17 protein-coding genes and 2 tRNA genes are annotated in these 14,719 nt (G+C 69.6%); 6 read left to right on the top strand and 13 right to left on the bottom strand.

Translation table 11 applies throughout. From position 1 onward, the window contains the following. Positions 1-33 precede the first annotated feature (33 nt). On the top strand, positions 34-1,728 hold the full coding sequence (pknB, locus tag ACFWE1_RS14135) for a Stk1 family PASTA domain-containing Ser/Thr kinase (RefSeq protein ID WP_376934047.1): 1,695 nt from the start codon (positions 34-36) through the stop codon (positions 1,726-1,728). A gap of 25 nt (positions 1,729-1,753) precedes the next feature. On the opposite strand, the gene ACFWE1_RS14130 is transcribed toward pknB, so the two are convergent. Genes ACFWE1_RS14130 through ACFWE1_RS14120 form a run of 3 tightly spaced genes read right to left on the bottom strand, consistent with a single transcriptional unit; the run spans position 1,754 to position 3,353 of the window. Beyond that, positions 1,754-2,386, bottom strand: a complete 633-nt coding sequence (locus ACFWE1_RS14130) for an anthranilate synthase component II (protein ID WP_376934046.1) — start codon at positions 2,384-2,386, stop codon at positions 1,754-1,756. Beyond that, a complete protein-coding gene (locus tag ACFWE1_RS14125; protein ID WP_376934045.1) occupies positions 2,387-2,542 on the bottom strand; it encodes a hypothetical protein in 156 nt (51 codons plus the stop codon). A gap of 1 nt (position 2,543) precedes the next feature. Then, entirely contained in the window at positions 2,544-3,353 is an 810-nt protein-coding gene (locus ACFWE1_RS14120; protein ID WP_376934044.1) for a class E sortase, read from the bottom strand. Positions 3,354-3,445: 92 nt separating this feature from the next. Between ACFWE1_RS14120 and ACFWE1_RS14115 the strand changes: the two genes are divergently transcribed. Then, complete coding sequence (locus ACFWE1_RS14115; RefSeq protein WP_243569924.1) at positions 3,446-3,685, top strand: cell division protein CrgA; 240 nt, start codon at positions 3,446-3,448, stop codon at positions 3,683-3,685. Positions 3,686-3,926: 241 nt separating this feature from the next. Here the strand turns inward: ACFWE1_RS14115 and ACFWE1_RS14110 are convergent, their stop codons facing one another. Both ACFWE1_RS14110 and ACFWE1_RS14105 read right to left on the bottom strand, forming a co-directional pair. Then, entirely contained in the window at positions 3,927-4,781 is an 855-nt protein-coding gene (locus ACFWE1_RS14110; RefSeq protein ID WP_189083958.1) for a rhomboid family intramembrane serine protease, read from the bottom strand. Positions 4,782-4,806: 25 nt separating this feature from the next. Beyond that, positions 4,807-5,358, bottom strand: a complete 552-nt coding sequence (locus ACFWE1_RS14105; RefSeq protein ID WP_376934043.1) for a peptidylprolyl isomerase — start codon at positions 5,356-5,358, stop codon at positions 4,807-4,809. A 120-nt stretch (positions 5,359-5,478) separates the two neighbouring features. On the opposite strand from ACFWE1_RS14105, the gene ACFWE1_RS14100 reads away from it, so the two are divergent. Together ACFWE1_RS14100 and ACFWE1_RS14095 are read left to right on the top strand one after the other, a co-directional pair. Next, complete coding sequence (locus ACFWE1_RS14100) at positions 5,479-5,988, top strand: DNA helicase (protein ID WP_376934042.1); 510 nt, start codon at positions 5,479-5,481, stop codon at positions 5,986-5,988. A 530-nt stretch (positions 5,989-6,518) separates the two neighbouring features. Beyond that, complete coding sequence (locus ACFWE1_RS14095; RefSeq protein ID WP_376934041.1) at positions 6,519-6,767, top strand: hypothetical protein; 249 nt, start codon at positions 6,519-6,521, stop codon at positions 6,765-6,767. Positions 6,768-6,890: 123 nt separating this feature from the next. Here the strand turns inward: ACFWE1_RS14095 and ACFWE1_RS14090 are convergent, their stop codons facing one another. Genes ACFWE1_RS14090 through ACFWE1_RS14080 form a run of 3 tightly spaced genes read right to left on the bottom strand, consistent with a single transcriptional unit; the run spans position 6,891 to position 8,538 of the window. After that, a complete protein-coding gene (locus ACFWE1_RS14090) occupies positions 6,891-7,328 on the bottom strand; it encodes an NUDIX hydrolase (protein ID WP_189083962.1) in 438 nt (145 codons plus the stop codon). A gap of 38 nt (positions 7,329-7,366) precedes the next feature. Beyond that, positions 7,367-7,915 carry a putative immunity protein gene (locus tag ACFWE1_RS14085; protein ID WP_376934040.1) on the bottom strand — a complete coding sequence of 183 codons (549 nt, stop codon included), beginning with the start codon at positions 7,913-7,915 and terminating at the stop codon, positions 7,367-7,369. Next, complete coding sequence (locus tag ACFWE1_RS14080) at positions 7,912-8,538, bottom strand: TetR/AcrR family transcriptional regulator (RefSeq protein WP_376934039.1); 627 nt, start codon at positions 8,536-8,538, stop codon at positions 7,912-7,914. The genes ACFWE1_RS14085 and ACFWE1_RS14080 overlap by 4 nt, the downstream gene beginning before the upstream one ends. 60 nt (positions 8,539-8,598) lie before the next feature. On the opposite strand from ACFWE1_RS14080, the gene ACFWE1_RS14075 reads away from it, so the two are divergent. Then, entirely contained in the window at positions 8,599-9,072 is a 474-nt protein-coding gene (locus ACFWE1_RS14075) for a DUF1772 domain-containing protein (RefSeq protein ID WP_376934038.1), read from the top strand. Positions 9,073-9,083: 11 nt separating this feature from the next. Here the strand turns inward: ACFWE1_RS14075 and ACFWE1_RS14070 are convergent, their stop codons facing one another. Next, positions 9,084-10,580 (bottom strand): DHA2 family efflux MFS transporter permease subunit, encoded by a 1,497-nt coding sequence (locus tag ACFWE1_RS14070; RefSeq protein ID WP_376934037.1) that lies wholly within the window; start codon positions 10,578-10,580, stop codon positions 9,084-9,086. 112 nt (positions 10,581-10,692) lie between these two features. Here ACFWE1_RS14070 and ACFWE1_RS14065 point away from each other — a divergent pair, with 112 nt between their 5' ends. Next, positions 10,693-11,340 carry a TetR family transcriptional regulator gene (locus ACFWE1_RS14065; protein ID WP_376934036.1) on the top strand — a complete coding sequence of 216 codons (648 nt, stop codon included), beginning with the start codon at positions 10,693-10,695 and terminating at the stop codon, positions 11,338-11,340. Positions 11,341-11,409: 69 nt separating this feature from the next. Here the strand turns inward: ACFWE1_RS14065 and ACFWE1_RS14060 are convergent. The 4 genes from ACFWE1_RS14060 to gyrA all read right to left on the bottom strand — a co-directional run bounded on the left by ACFWE1_RS14060 (position 11,410) and on the right by gyrA (position 14,706). After that, positions 11,410-11,482: transfer RNA gene (locus ACFWE1_RS14060), tRNA-Ala, on the bottom strand. Between the two features lie 41 nt (positions 11,483-11,523). Next, positions 11,524-11,597 (bottom strand) — tRNA-Ile (locus ACFWE1_RS14055). Between the two features lie 91 nt (positions 11,598-11,688). Beyond that, on the bottom strand, positions 11,689-12,093 hold the full coding sequence (locus ACFWE1_RS14050; protein WP_243569933.1) for a DUF3566 domain-containing protein: 405 nt from the start codon (positions 12,091-12,093) through the stop codon (positions 11,689-11,691). A 24-nt stretch (positions 12,094-12,117) separates the two neighbouring features. Next, positions 12,118-14,706 (bottom strand): DNA gyrase subunit A, encoded by a 2,589-nt coding sequence (gene gyrA, locus ACFWE1_RS14045; protein ID WP_376934035.1) that lies wholly within the window; start codon positions 14,704-14,706, stop codon positions 12,118-12,120. Positions 14,707-14,719 lie beyond the last annotated feature (13 nt).

Genomic DNA, 14,719 nt, shown 5'->3' with positions numbered 1-14,719 from the left:
GACCGATCGCGCCGAGGAAAGGAACTGCACGACGTGAACGATGAAGGACGCATTCTCGCGGGTCGGTACCGCGTGGGCGCGCTCATCGGGCGCGGCGGCATGGCGGACGTGCACGTGGGCACCGACTCCAGGCTGGGCCGCCAGGTGGCGATCAAGCTGCTGAAGCCGCAGCTCGCGACCGACCCGGCGTTCCGCATGCGGTTCCGGCAGGAGGCGCAGTCGGCGGCGCGGATGGCCCACCCCACCATCGTCCGCGTCTTCGACGCCGGCGAGGAGACCGTGGTCGACGCCTCGGGTCACGAGGTGCAGCTCCCCTTCATCGTCATGGAGTACGTCGAAGGGCGCCTCCTGAAGGACGTCATCAGCGACGGGCCGCTCGAGCCGCAGGCCGCGGTCCGCGTCGCCGAGGGGGTGCTCACCGCCCTCGAGTACTCGCACCGCGCCGGCGTCGTGCACCGCGACATCAAGCCCGGCAACATCATGATCACCACCGCCGGCCAGGTGAAGGTCATGGACTTCGGCATCGCCCGCGCGGTGTCCGACTCTTCGACGACCGTCGCCCAGACGACCGCCATCCTCGGCACCGCCGCCTACTTCTCGCCCGAGCAGGCGAAGGGCGAGACCGTCGATGCGCGCACCGACCTGTACTCGATGGGCGTCGTGCTGTTCGAGATGCTCACGGGCCGCCCGCCGTTCCGCGGCGACACCCCCGTCGCGGTCGCGTACCAGCACGTCAGCGAGCGCCCGGTCAAGCCGAGCGTCATCAACCCCAAGGTCTCGCCGGCGCTCGACGCCGTCGTCATGCACGCCCTCGCGAAGAACCGCGACGAGCGCTACCAGACCGCGGCCGAGTTCCGCGCCGACGTCGAGACGGCCGCCTCGGGCCGGGTGCCGGTGCACCGTGAGCCCGAGGGCACGGCGCTGCTGTTCGACGCCCCCACCGGTTCGCTCTCGAGCTCGGAGCTCGCGCTCCGCCAGCTCACCGAGGACGAGACGATGGCGCGCACCCAGCGGCGCCCACCGGCGGTGTGGATCTGGTCGGGCATCGTCGCCGTCATCGTCATCGTGATCGCGGTGATGTACTGGGCGCTGAATCTCCAGCCGACCTCCGAACTGCCCTCCGACGTCGCCCGCATCCCCGACCTCAGCGGTCAGACGTACGAGGAGGCCGCGGCGACGCTGAAGGACCTGAAGCTGCCGGCGACGCGGATCGACCGCACCGACGAGACCGTCGAGGCCGGCAAGGTCATCAGCACCGATCCGCCCTCCGGCGAGACCGTCGCCAACGGCACCGTCGTCACCGTCTACGTCTCCACGGGGCGCGATGCCGTCGAAGTGCCCGACGTCACCAACATGCCGCTCGATCAGGCCAAGCAGGCGCTCACCGATGCCGGCCTCGTCCCTGGCAGCGAGACGCGCGATAACTCGCCGACCGTCGCCGAGAACACCGTGCTGTCGACCGAGCCCGCCGCGAAGACCAAGGTCGAGGTCGGCGCCACGGTGAAGTTCATCGTCTCGAGCGGCAAGGTGACGCTGTACGATCTCACGGGGCAGTCGCTCGAAGCGGCGACCTCGGTGCTGCAGTCGCAGAGCGTGCAGCTCGTGCCGGTGCCGGTGCCCGACCCCGACTGCCCGTCGGAGCCCGGTTCGCCGGTCACCCAGCAGTCCCTCGCCGCGGGCGACGTGCCGCAGGGCTCCGAGGTGCAGCTGACGTACTGCGCGGGCTGAGCCCGGCTCCTTCAGCTGAGCCCGGCTACTTCAGCAGCGGGTTCAGGCTGGCGGCGCGCTCCCGCGCCTCGGGGAGCCCCGCGGCGGCGAGCCAGTTGCCGAGCATGCGGTAGCCGCCCTCGGTCAGCACCGACTCGGGGTGGAACTGCACCCCGTAGATCGGGGCCCGCTCGTGGCGGAGCCCCATGATGACGCCGCCCTCGGTGCGGCTCGTGACGATGAGCTCGGGCGGCAGCGTGCCGTCGACGACCGCGAGCGAGTGGTACCGCGTCGCGGTGAACGGCTGCGGCACGCCGGCGTAGAAGTCGTCGTCGTCGTGCCGCACGTTCGAGGTCTTGCCGTGCATGAGCTCTTCGGCGTTCGTCACGACTCCGCCGAAGGCCTCGGCGATCGCCTGGTGGCCGAGGCACACGCCGAGCAGCGGCTGGCCGCTGGCGACCGCCGCTTCGACCGCGGGGATCGAGATGCCGGCGTCGGCCGGCTTGCCGGGGCCGGGCGAGACGAGCACCGCGTCGAACTCCGCGAGCCGCGCCGGCACGTCGGCGACGGCGATGTCGTCGTTGCGGACGACCTCGGTCTCGGCGCCGAGCTCCTGCAGGTACCCGTTGAGCGTGTAGACGAAGCTGTCGTAGTTGTCGATGACGAGGACGCGGAACATTTACTCCACCGTGACGTTGATCGGGTTCAGGATGTGGTCGACCCAGGGGAACACCCAGGTGAAGAGGGCGTAGACCGCCGCTGCGGCCAGCACGAGCATGATCAGCAGCCGCAGCCACCACGGGCCGGGCAGGATGCTCCAGAGGGCTCCGTACACGTCACTGCTCCCATCGTGCGACGTCGGCCGCGATCTCGGCCGGGGGGCCGGCGGACAGCGGCTGCCACGACTCGAGCACGCCGTAGGCGATCAGTCGTTCGGCCGTGGAGTACAGCGGGTTGCAGGTCGTCAGCGTGACGAGTCGATCGCTCGGCTGCAGATCGGGGTGGTGCGGCACCGGCGCGAGCACGTCGACCGAGTCCGGTGTGACGTACTCGAAGTCCCGGAAGCGGTATGTGTACCACCCGTCCTTGGTCTGGATGAAGATGCCGTCGCCGAGCTGCAGCTGCTCGATCTCGTGCATGCCGCCGCCGTAGGCGCTGCGGTGCGCGGCGATCGCGAAGTTGCCGACCTCACCGGGCATCTGCGTCTCGGGGTAGTGCCCGACGCCGAGCTCGAAGCTGTTGAGCACGTCGAGGCCGTAGCCCTGCGCGACCGTGCGCACCGAATCCACCGTGCCGGGGGTGTTGAACCGCGGCACGTACATGACCGCGAGCGGCTCGCCATTGCCGTACTCGGTGGTGTCGACGACCGGGTCGCCGTAGTCCGCCGGGTCCGGTGCGGGCGCGTCCCCGCGCGCGGCGCGTTCGTCCTCGATCCACTTCGAGGACTGGCCGGATGCCGCCTGCGACTGCTGGCCCGCCATGATCGCGTCGTTCCACCACAGCTGCCAGCCGAGGAAGAGCAGGATGAGCACGCCCGCGGTGACGAGGAGCTCGCCGAAGACGCCGACGACACTGACCCGGGGGCGCGGCTTCGCGGGGCGACGCGACGCGCGTCGCCCACCCTCAACCGGCGCGGGCGCGGACATACCCGTGAGTCTACTGCGGCCCGGCTGTGGTCGAACCGTGCGCTTCGGCCCCGGGATGGGCGCAGCGCCCGGCCTCGGATAGAATCTCGGGCATGGCACGTGCGAAATCTTCGAAGCCCGCGAACGCGGAGCAGCCGAGCGGTGAAGAGGCCCCGAACCCCGTCTGGTTCAAGCCCGTCATGTTCGGCTTCATGCTGCTCGGACTGGCCTGGATCATCGTGTTCTACGTCTCCGGCGGGGCCTGGCCCATCGCCGACCTCGGTCCGTGGAACATCCTGATCGGTTTCGGCATCGCCTTCATCGGCTTCCTCATGACCACGCGCTGGCGCTGACGCCGGCCCACTGCACTCACGAGAGAGGGGCGGATGCTTCGGCATCCGCCCCTCTCGCGTATCTGCGGGCGGCGCTCTCCACAGCTCTCCACAGTGTTGTCCCCATTTTCCACAGCTGCCTGTGGAATCTGGGGATAACCCTGTGGGGCCCGAGATTCCCGCGAATCCGGGGCTCCGAGCGGGGACCCGCTGAATCACACCTCTGTAATTCTCCCCAGACTGTGGAGAGGGTGTGGATAACTCAGAAGGCGCCGATCTTCCAGCGGGCCACGAGGAAGCCGAGCACGAAGAGCGCGACGACGAGACCGGCGAGCAGGCCGATCTGCAGCCCCCGGCGCGAGCGGTCGCGCGTCTCGAGGTAGATGAGCCCGACCAGGGCACCACCGATGAGCCCGCCGAGGTGCGCCTGCCACGAGATGTTCGCGCCGGGCAGGAAGCCGATCGCGAGGTTGATCGCGAGCAGCACGTAGAGCTGCGTGAGGTTGCCGCCGAGCCGGCGCTGGATCACGACGAAGGCGCCCATCAGGCCGAAGATCGCGCCGGATGCGCCGAGCACCCAGGTGAACGGGTCGGCGAACACGACGACGCCGATCGAGCCGGCGAGCCCGGCGATCAGGTAGAGCGCGAGGAATCGCCACCGGCCGAGCATCGACTCGAGCAGCTGGCCGAACAGCCACAGCGTGTACATGTTCAGCAGCACGTGCAGGATCGAACCGTGCAGCAGCAGGCTCGTGAGCGCCCGCCACGGTTCGATCGACAGCACGAACGCCTGCGGCGTGAAGGCGAAGAGGTTCGTCAGCAGCGAGCCGGTGAGGAACTGCAGCAGGTAGACGACGAGCGTCACGCCGATGATCGAGTACGTGACGACGGGGGCGCCGCGGCCGGCGGCGCTGCGCATGCGGGTGAAGGCGGCCGGCTTCGTGCGCGGCGCCTGGGCGCGCTGCTCCCGCATGCACTCGGGGCAGATCACCCCGACCGGCGCGGGGGTCTGGCACTCGCCGCACACGGTGCGACCGCAGCGCTGGCACAGCACGTAGCTCCGCCGATCGGGATGCCGATAGCAGAAGTCCTCGCGGGACGGCGCGCCCTCGCTCACCCGATGCCCGAGCTTCTCGGGCGGGTCAGCGCTGCTCGATGGAGATCGACTCGATCACCACGTCGTCGAGGGGCTTGTCGCGACCGTCGGTCGGCACGGCGGCGAGCTTGTCGACGACCGCCTGGCTGGCCGCGTCGGTCACCTTGCCGAAGATGGTGTGCTTGCCCTGCAGCCACGTGGTCGGGCCGACCGTGATGAAGAACTGCGAGCCGTTGGTGCCGCCGCCCGTGATACGGTCGGGGCCGGCGTTGGCCATGGCGAGCACGTAGGGCTCGGTGAAGTCGAGCTCGGGGTTGATCTCGTCGTCGAACTGGTAGCCGGGGCCGCCGATGCCCTGGCCGAGCGGGTCGCCGCCCTGGATCATGAAGCCGGGGATGATGCGGTGGAACACGACGCCGTCGTAGAGCGGCACGCCGGTCTGCTTCTGGCCGGTGCCCGGGTGGGTCCACTCCTGCTCACCGGTCGCGAGACCGATGAAGTTGCGCACCGTCTTCGGCGCGTGGTTGCCGTAGAGCTCGACCTCGATCGGGCCGTGGTTCGTCGTGATCGTCGCAACAGCGGTGGGGAGAGCAGCCATGTCGGCCATTCTCTCATGCACGAAGCGGCATCCGCTGGCAACCCCCGACGACTCCCACCTCGTTTCCAGGCGGTTCGGTGGCAAGATGGAGGAGTTCGCTGCACAACGATGGAGGTCGACATGAGCCTGTCACGCAAGCGCCGGAAGGAACTCAAGCGGCTGCGGGGGAGTGCGGAAGAACTGTGGGGGAACCAGCAGGCCGTACTGGAGCACGCGAATTCCGTCGCCCGTGAGGCCAGCCGCCAGCTCGGCAACCTGACGCGCGAAGAGGTCGTTCCGCGGGTCCGAGACGGCTACCAGACGTACGTCCGGCCCGGTCTCGACTCGGCGCGAGTCATCGCGAAGCGCGCCGGCGACACCGCCGAGCGCACCGTCGGCGGCTTCCTCGGCTCGCTGCTCTCGGTCGGCGACATCGCCAACGACACCCGGGTGCGCCGCGCGATCGAGCGCGTCAACCCGCGGGCCGTGGTCGTCGAGCAGAAGAAGGGCCCGGGCGTCGGCACGATCCTCGCGATCGGCGCCGGCGTGGTCGTCGCGGCCGGCGTGGCGTACGCCGTCTGGCAGACGTTCCGCGCCGACGACGAGCTCTGGGTCGCCGACGACGAGCCCGAGAGCCCCGCGGCATCCTGACTCCCCCGCGTCCGTTCCGACGCGCACCACTCGCCCGAAGGCCCCGCTGATGAGCGGGGCCTTCGGCGTTTCCAGGACGGATTCGATCGGATTCCGGGCGGGTACTTGCGCGCGCGCCGCGAACACCGCTAAGTTCGTGACCGTTCGTTTCCGCCGAGTTTCAGAGAGGAGTGATGACCGATGATGAAGCAGACCTTCCAGTCGCCCGCCGGCCACACCTTCCTCGGCGCAGCGTTCGCGGCCTCCGTCGCCGCCTGCTGAGCCCGGGCTGAGCGCCGCCAGTCTGCACTGGCCCGTCGCTCCTGAAGGCTCCAGCCCCACGGGCACGTCGCGCCATCGAGGCGCATCGCCCATCACCGAGTCGCTGACTCGGACGCCGTACGCTGCGGCTCCCCGCTCCGGAACCCCCGGTGCGGCCGCGCGACGCCGGTCCGCCCGGACCCGTCGCGACTGAGACTCGGCGCGCCCGCGCGCGTCGACCCGGCTCCGAGCATCCTCGGCGCCGACCATCCTGAAACGAAGGAACCATCGTGAATCCCACGACCATCACCACCATCGGGACCACCGAATCCCGAGCGAGCGACGTGCGCACCGGTGCGCGCATGCTCCGCGAGCGCTGGGCCGCACGGCTCGGGCTCGCCCTCCTCGAATGGAGCCGTCGTCACGACGAGCGGCGCACGCACCGCGCGGTGGCGCACCACCGCGAGGCGCAGCGCATCGCGACGGCACTCCGTGACGAGGAGTTCGCCCGCATCGCACTGAGCGTCACCGCCAGGTGACCCCGTGAGCACCGTACGTCCCGCCGGGTGCATCGCCCCGGCGCCGATCCAACGGCCCCGTCCGCTCGGACGGGGCCGTTCCCTTTTCTCCGCGGCGTCGGCCTTCTCCGAGGCGTGGACCGCTCAGCGCTGACGCCCGTCGGCGGGCTCCTCGGCGTTGAGCCGCAGCCCGATATCCAGCAGGCTCACCCGCTTCAGCCGCGGGATCTCCTCGAGCCGCACCCACCGCGCCTCGTCGCTCGACCCGCCCACCTCGTTGCGCAGCTCGCCGCCGACGACGTGCGCGCGGTAGACCACCCGCATCGCGTAGAGGGGGGCCTGCCCCGTGTTCCGCCGCTCCGCGGGGATCACCATCGTGTCGATGCCGAGCAGGCGGTCGATCTCGGCGTCGTAGCCGGTCTCCTCGCGGATCTCGCGGACCGCCGCCTCGAGCGGATGCTCCGACCCCTCGATGCCGCCGCCGGGCAGCGTCCAGCCGGACCGACCGTGCTCGTTCCAGTGCGAGAGCAGCATCCGCCCCTGATCGATGATGACGCCATACGCTGCGATGCGGATGTCCATTCGGTCACTGTACCCGCCACGCTGCGAGGCGACGGCGGCTACTCGGGCAGGACGAGATCGGGCAGAGCCGCCTGGAGCTCGCGGATGGTCGTCGCCAGCACGCCTGAAGCGAGCAGCCCCGGCCCTAGCGGTCCCGCGGAGTCCGTGCCGAGCAGCGGCAGCCGCAGCAACGCGCGATGCGCCTCCGGCGTGAGGCGCCCGAGCTGCCACTCGACCTCTCGCCGTCGAGCGGTCTCCGAGTCGGTGGCGGCGAGTGCGGCCGCCTTGGCCGCGTACGCGGCCGCGCCCAACGCGTGCGCCCCCATGTGTGCGACGCCCGCGGCCTGTCCGGCGGCCCGCGCCGCCGCGATCGCGGCGGGCGTCTCCGCGGAGCCCGCGGCGCGCCCGGCGACGAAGCGGATGCGGATCTGCTCGGCGGTGTCGAGCTCGCCGCGTGAGAACGCCCGGGCCCGGTCGATGCCGTCACGCGCGCGATCGTCGTCGGGTGCCTCCGCCTCGAAGAGCGGCAGGACGCGCTCGGCGCAGTCGGCCGCCCAGCCTGCGACGACGCGACGATCGGCCTCGCTGAGTGCCTGCGGCGTCGTCATCCCGATTCCTTCCCGTCTCCGACATCCTGCCCGGGCGCGGCCGCCGGGGCTCGGGCATCCCTCGTAGCCCCTGGCTGTGTGAAGAGCGCGATGATCTCGTCGGCGCGGAGGTCGTCGAGCGCGGCATCGAAGCGGCCATCCGCGTCGAGACGGCTGGCGCCGTGCAGCGTGCTCCACAGCAGTTCGGCGCGCACCGCACGGTTCCGCGGCGTCCCTCCGCCGACGGCCCGCTCGAACATCGCGAACCCCTCCCGCAGGATCTCGGGCGTCTCGGCGGAGGCGAACACGATCCCCGTGCGCGCCGACGTCATCGCCTCGTAGACCGCGGGATTCTCCCGCGCGAAGGCGAGGTACGCGGTGACGAGGGGGGCCAGACCCTCACCGCCGGCGCTGATCGCCGCGAGGAGCTCGGTGTAGCCGTCGATGACGACCTGGTCGATGATCTGCTCCCGCCCGCGCGGGAAGTGCCGGTACAGGATCGGCTGACTGAAGCCGATGGCGTCGGCGAGGCGCCGCACGGTGACCGCGGCCCAGCCCTCCTCCTCGGCGATCTCGCGGGCCGCGCGGACGATCCGGCGTTCCCGCTCTCGGATCCGCTCGATGTCTTGCGCTGCTCGGGGCATGCGGTTACATTAGCACCGCTAACAGTTAGCAGCGCTAACACCCACCGAGCCGGAGGAACCATGACCATCATCATCGCCATCACCGCCGCGTTGGCCGTCCTCGGCCTCGCCGTCATCTTCGGCGCGGACGTCGTCGGTCTGCTCGTCCAACGCTCCGTGTACGCCGACCTCGACGACCGCGCCCTGGTGCAGGTGGTCGGCCGCGGCCACTACTACGCAGACCGACGGATGCCGGGTGTCGGCATTCCGGCGACGATCCTCACCGCCGTCACCGCCGCCGCCGCCTTCATCTGGGGCACGACGCTCCTGGGCATCCTCTCCACCGCGGGGCTGGCACTGCTCGTCACCTGGCTGCTCGTCTACGCCCGCATCGCGAAGCCGATCAACACCACGCTGACCGCGGCGGCTCTCGCCGACGAGGTGCCCGCGGATGCCCGAGCCCTGCAGGCTCGCTGGGATTCGATCCTCCCGCTGCGGGTGACGCTCATCGCGGTGACCCTGCTCCTGCTGCTCGCCACGCTCGCCCTGCTGTGAGTGCGCGAGAGCTACGAGTAGGAGCCGTCCGCGCCATCCCCACCGTCCGCGCCATCCGCGCCGACGCTCGCGGGCGTGCGCACGAAGAACGCGAGCACAACCGCGGCCGTAGCGATGCAGGCGCCGATCAGGAAGGCGGTGTGCACGCCGGCGTTCGTCGCAGCGACGGTGTCGGCGCCGGCCCGTGCGGCATCCGCCGTGCCCACCGACATGAGCGTGACGAACAGCGCGGTGCCGGCTGCGCCGGCCACCTGCTGCAGCGTGCTGACCGTTGCGCTGCCGTGGGAGTAGAGCCGACGCGGCAGGGAGCCGAGCGCCGAGGTGAGCAGCGGGGTGAAGACGAACGCGAGGCCGAGGTTCAGCGCGACGTGCACGGCGATGATCCAGCCGATCGCGCTGTCCTGACCGAAGGTCGCCATGCCCCAGAGCGCTCCGGTCGCGACGATCATGCCGGGGATGACGAGCGGCGTCGGCCCGAAGCGGTCGAACAGCGAGCCCACGACCGGCGCTGCGACGCCCATGAGGATGCCGCCGGGCAGCAGCATGAGTCCGACCGTGAGCGTGTCGAGGCCCAGCACCTGCTGGAGGTACATCGGCAGCAGGATGAGGGAGCCGAACAGCGCCGACATGACGACGACGACCAGCACCACCGCGATGCTGAACGATCGCGAGGTGAAGGTGCGCAGATCGAGCAGTGCGGCGCCGGACTTCTGCAGCTGCAGCTGCCGGGCGACGAAGGCGCCGAGCGCCGCGGTGCCGACGACGAGCGGGATCCACACCGGCACGGGCGCGTGGCCGCTCGCGGATTCGCCGATGGAACTCAAGCCGAAGATCAGGCCGCCGAAGCCGAGCGCCGAGAGGATGACGGACAGCACGTCGAAGCGCGCGTGCCGCGTCTCGGTGATGTTGCGCACCCAGATCGCGCCGAGGGCGATGGCGAGGAGCGCGATGGGCAGCACGATCCAGAACATCCAGCGCCAGTCGAGCGCGGAGAGGATGATGCCGGAGACCGTGGGGCCGACGGCGGGAGCGACGGCGATGACGATGGAGATCACGCCCATCATGCGGCCGCGATGCGTCGGCGGCACGACGTTCAGCACCGTCGTGAACAGCAGCGGCATCATGATCGCGGTGCCCGAGGCCTGCACGATGCGGCCGGCGAGCAGCACCTCGAAGCCGGGGGCCACCGCCGCGATGAGCGTGCCGGCGGCGAACAGCGACATGGCCGTGAAGTAGAGCGAGCGCAGCGGGAAGCGGGCGAGCAGGAAGCCGGTCAGCGGGATCACGATCGCCATGGTGAGCAGGAAGCCCGTGGTGAGCCACTGCGCGGTCGCAGCCGAGATCTCGAGATCGATCATCAGGCTCGGCAGCGCGACGCCCATGATGGTCTCGTTGAGGATGACGACGAACGCCGAGGCGACGAGCAGGGCGATGACCGGTCCGGTGCGAGGCGGCGGGGTCTCGACGGTCGGCGTCGCGGCGGTCTCGGGGTGCTTGGCGAGCGTCATGGGTCCTTCGGTGGTGCGGGAGCGAACGGGTGAGCGGGCAGCACACCGGTGGGCCGCTCATCCAATATATGACAGAAACTGCCATTTTGGCGGAAAGTGAGAGAATAGCGCCGTGTCCGAGCACGCCGCCCACTCCGAAGCCCAGTCCGTGGGCCTGCGCGAACGACGCCGGCAGACGACCCGCCGCGAACTCGCCGCCGCCGCCCTCGAGCTCTTCGAACGCCAGGGCCTGCACGGCACCACGACCGACGACATCGCCCGGCTCGCGGGGATCTCGCCCCGCACCTTCTTCCGCTACGCCGAGACGAAGGAGCACGCGATCTTCCTCGGCGACGACGGGTTCGAGGACTTCCTGTCCCAGATCGCCACGGCCATCCGAGGCGGAACCCGGCCCGTCGACGCCATCGAGGCGGCGCAGATCGCCCTGCTCCGCGGCTTCGACGCCGAGTCGCCGGACCGCCAGCGCGAAATGCTGCGCGTGCGGCGCCTCATCATCTCCGAACCGAGCCTGCTCTCGCTCGCGCTGGCCGCCGATGCGGCGAAGGGCGAGTCGCTGCTCGAGGTTCTCACCACCGAGGCGCCGGACCTCGGCGAGCTCGAGGCGCGGGCGCTCGTCGCGGCGCTGACCGCCACCATGCGGCTCGCCTTCGACGAGTGGGTGCGACGTGCGGAAGCCGGCGAGACCGCCTCGGTGCACGCACTGCACGAACAGATCCAGCGCTCGCTGGTCGGGCACTTCTCGCAGCGCGCGAGCGGGTGACGGTGCCTCTCGATGGAGCCAGCTTCTCGATGGAGCTGAGGTTCTCGACGGGCGAGCTTCTCGGTGGAGTGGAGCCTAGGAGAATCGAACTCCTGACATCCTGCTTGCAAAGCAGGCGCTCTACCAACTGAGCTAAGGCCCCGGGCCGGTGGCGATGCCGCCGGTGAGTGTGGAGTTTTGGAGTGGGGATACGAGGACTTGAACCTCGGACCTCTTCGTTATCAGCGAAGCGCTCTAACCGCCTGAGCTATATCCCCGAATCGGTGCCGGCCCGTGAAGGCCGAAGGACAGCCTACCGGACCGTGCGCGAAACACCGAATCGGGCTGCGCACTGCCGGCACCGGTGGATCAGTTGTTGGTGAAGCCCACCAGGATGCCGCCCGTGATCTTCACGCTGAGGTTGTAGAGCACGGCCATGATCGCGCCGAGCGCGGTCGTGACGACGAGGTTCAGCAGCGACACGACGATGGCGAAGCCCATCACGTTGCCGAGCGACAGGATCGCGGTGAGGTCGCCGCCCTGGCCGGCCACGTCGCGGACGAGCTCGTTGACCTTGCCGAAGATGCCGGTCGAGTTCAGCACCGTGTAGACGAGGAACGTCGCGACGATGTTCACGACCGCGAGGCAGACCGCGATCAGGAAGGACAGTTTCACGGCCGACCAGAAGTCGATGTAGACCAGGCGCAGGCGGACCTGCTTGGCCGGGGCCTTGCGGCCGGACTTCTTGGCCAGCTTCTCGGCGACGCTACTCATCGGTGGTGATTCTCCCTTAGGCGGTTACTCGGCGTCCGTCGACTCCACCGACTCTTCGGTTTCCTCGTCGAGGTTCCTCTCAGAATTCTTCGCGATCGCGATGATGCGGTCCTCGTTCGCGAACTTCGCGAACACGACGCCCATCGTATCCCGGCCCTTGGCCGGGACTTCGGCGACATGGGAGCGTACCACCTTGCCACTGGCAAGAACCACAAGGACCTCATCGCTGCGGGAGACCATCAGGGCGCCGGCGAGATCGCCGCGGTCCTCGGAGAGCTTGGCCACCTTGATGCCGAGCCCGCCGCGGTTCTGCTTGCGGTACTCCTCGATGCGGGTGCGCTTGGCATAGCCGCCCTCGGTGACGACGAAGACGTACGCGTCGCTGGGGCTGAGCTTCTGCCCGGCGCCATCCTCCGGGGCATCCGACTCGTCGTCCTCTTCGGAGGAGGGGACGACGGATGCCGCGAGCAGTGCGTCGCCGTCGCGGAACGACATGCCCTTGACGCCCGAGGTGGCCCGGCCCATCGGCCGGAGCGCCTCGTCGGTCGCCTCGAAGCGGAGCGACATGCCCTTCTGCGAGACGAGCAGGATCTCGTCGGTCTCGTTCGCGAGCATGGCGGAGACGAGCTCGTCGCCCTCGCGGAGGTTGATCGCGATGACGCCGCGCGAGCGGTTGGTGTCGTACGCGGCGAGCTCGGTCTTCTTGACGAGGCCGTCGCGGGTGGCGAGCACGAGGTAGGTGGCCACCTGGTAGTCGCGGATGTCGACGATCTCGGCGATCTGCTCGTCGGGCTGCATCTCGAGCAGGTTCGCGACGTGCTGACCCTTGGCGTCGCGGCCAGCCTCGAGGATCTCGTAGGTCTTCGCCCGGTAGACGCGCCCCATGTTCGTGAAGAACAGCAGCCAGTGGTGCGTCGTCGTAACGAAGAAGTGGTCGACGACGTCGTCGGCGCGCAGCTGCGCGCCCTTCACGCCCTTGCCGCCGCGGTGCTGCGAGCGGTAGTTGTCGCTGCGGGTGCGCTTGATGTAGCCGCCGCGCGTGACGGTGACGACCATCTCCTCTTCGGGGATCAGGTCTTCCACCGACATGTCGCCGTCGAAGCCGGGCATGATGTGCGTGCGCCGGTCGTCGCCGAACTTCGCGACGATCTCGGTGAGCTCCTCGGAGATGATGGTGCGCTGGCGCCCCTCGTCGGCGAGGATCGCGAGGTACTCGGCAATCTCGAGCTCGAGCTGCGCGAGGCGGTCGATGATCTTCTGCCGCTCGAGGGCCGCGAGGCGGCGGAGCTGCATGGTGAGGATGGCATCGGCCTGCAGCTGGTCGACCCCGAGCAGGTTCATCAGGCCGGTGCGCGCCTCGTCGACGTCGGGCGAGCGGCGGATGAGCGCGATGACCTCGTCGAGCGCGTCGAGCGCCTTCACGTAGCCGCGCTGGATGTGCGCGTCGGCCTCGGCCTTCTTCAGGCGGAAGTTGGTACGGCGCACGATCACGTCGATCTGGTGCGCGATCCAGTGTGTGATGAAGCCGTCGATCGAGAGCGTGCGCGGCACGCCGTCGACGATCGCGAGCATGTTGGCGCCGAAGTTCTCCTGCAGCTGGGTGTGCTTGTAGAGGTTGTTCAGCACGACCTTCGCGACCGCGTCGCGCTTCAGCACGAGCACGAGGCGCTGGCCGGTGCGGCCGGAGGTCTCGTCGCGGATGTCGGCGATGCCGGAGAGCTTGCCGTCCTTGACGAGCTCGGCGATCTTCACCGCGAGGTTGTCGGGGTTCACCTGGTACGGCAGCTCGGTGACGACGAGGCAGGTGCGGCCCTGGATCTCCTCGACGCTGACGACCGCGCGCATCGTGATCGAGCCACGACCCGTGCGGTAGGCGTCGTGGATGCCCTTGACGCCCAGGATCTGCGCCCCGGTCGGGAAGTCCGGCCCCTTGATGCGCTCGATGAGCGCCTGCTGCAGCTCCTCGTGCGAGGCATCCGGATGCTCGAGCGCCCAGAGCGCGCCCTCGGCCACCTCGCGCAGGTTGTGCGGCGGGATGTTCGTGGCCATACCGACCGCGATGCCGACCGAGCCGTTGACGAGCAGGTTCGGGAAGCGCGCCGGGAGCACCGTGGGCTCCTGCGTGCGACCGTCGTAGTTGTCCTGGAAGTCGACGGTCTCTTCCTCGATGTCGCGCACCATCTCGAGGGCGAGCGGCGACATCTTGGTTTCGGTGTACCGGTGGGCGGCGGCGCCGTCGTTGCCGGGAGAGCCGAAGTTGCCCTGGCCGAGGGCGAGCGGGTAGCGCAGCGACCACGGCTGCACGAGGCGCACCAGCGCGTCGTACACCGAGCTGTCGCCATGCGGGTGGAACTGGCCCATGACGTCGCCGATGACGCGCGTGCACTTCGAGAACGCGCGGTCGGGGCGGTAACCGCCGTCGTACATCGTGTAGATGACGCGACGGTGCACCGGCTTCAGGCCGTCGCGGACGTCGGGCAGCGCGCGCCCGACGATCACGCTCATCGCGTAGTCGAGGTACGAGCGCTGCATCTCCAACTGCAGATCGACCTGGTCGATCTTGCCGTGGTTGTGCTCGCCGTCTGCGGCTTCGGTGCTGATTTCGTCAGTCATGTCTTCTCGTCGA

The sequence above is a fragment of the Agromyces sp. NPDC060279 genome, from assembly GCF_042726785.1.
In the GTDB taxonomy this organism is placed as follows: domain Bacteria; phylum Actinomycetota; class Actinomycetes; order Actinomycetales; family Microbacteriaceae; genus Agromyces.
This window is presented reverse-complemented; position numbering and strand designations above follow the sequence as displayed.

Excerpts from the sequence above, each read along its gene's own strand:
- ACFWE1_RS14130 (WP_376934046.1), bottom strand. The coding sequence starts at position 2,386 with ATGTTCCGCGTCCTCGTCATCGACAACTACGACAGCTTCGTCTACACG.
- ACFWE1_RS14120 (WP_376934044.1), bottom strand. The coding sequence starts at position 3,353 with ATGTCCGCGCCCGCGCCGGTTGAGGGTGGGCGACGCGCGTCGCGTCGC.
- ACFWE1_RS14115 (WP_243569924.1), top strand. The coding sequence starts at position 3,446 with ATGGCACGTGCGAAATCTTCGAAGCCCGCGAACGCGGAGCAGCCGAGC.
- ACFWE1_RS14105 (WP_376934043.1), bottom strand. The coding sequence starts at position 5,358 with ATGGCTGCTCTCCCCACCGCTGTTGCGACGATCACGACGAACCACGGC.
- ACFWE1_RS14100 (WP_376934042.1), top strand. The coding sequence starts at position 5,479 with ATGAGCCTGTCACGCAAGCGCCGGAAGGAACTCAAGCGGCTGCGGGGG.
- ACFWE1_RS14090 (WP_189083962.1), bottom strand. The coding sequence starts at position 7,328 with ATGGACATCCGCATCGCAGCGTATGGCGTCATCATCGATCAGGGGCGG.
- ACFWE1_RS14085 (WP_376934040.1), bottom strand. The coding sequence starts at position 7,915 with ATGACGACGCCGCAGGCACTCAGCGAGGCCGATCGTCGCGTCGTCGCA.
- ACFWE1_RS14080 (WP_376934039.1), bottom strand. The coding sequence starts at position 8,538 with ATGCCCCGAGCAGCGCAAGACATCGAGCGGATCCGAGAGCGGGAACGC.
- ACFWE1_RS14075 (WP_376934038.1), top strand. The coding sequence starts at position 8,599 with ATGACCATCATCATCGCCATCACCGCCGCGTTGGCCGTCCTCGGCCTC.
- ACFWE1_RS14070 (WP_376934037.1), bottom strand. The coding sequence starts at position 10,580 with ATGACGCTCGCCAAGCACCCCGAGACCGCCGCGACGCCGACCGTCGAG.
- ACFWE1_RS14050 (WP_243569933.1), bottom strand. The coding sequence starts at position 12,093 with ATGAGTAGCGTCGCCGAGAAGCTGGCCAAGAAGTCCGGCCGCAAGGCC.
- gyrA (WP_376934035.1), bottom strand. The coding sequence starts at position 14,706 with ATGACTGACGAAATCAGCACCGAAGCCGCAGACGGCGAGCACAACCAC.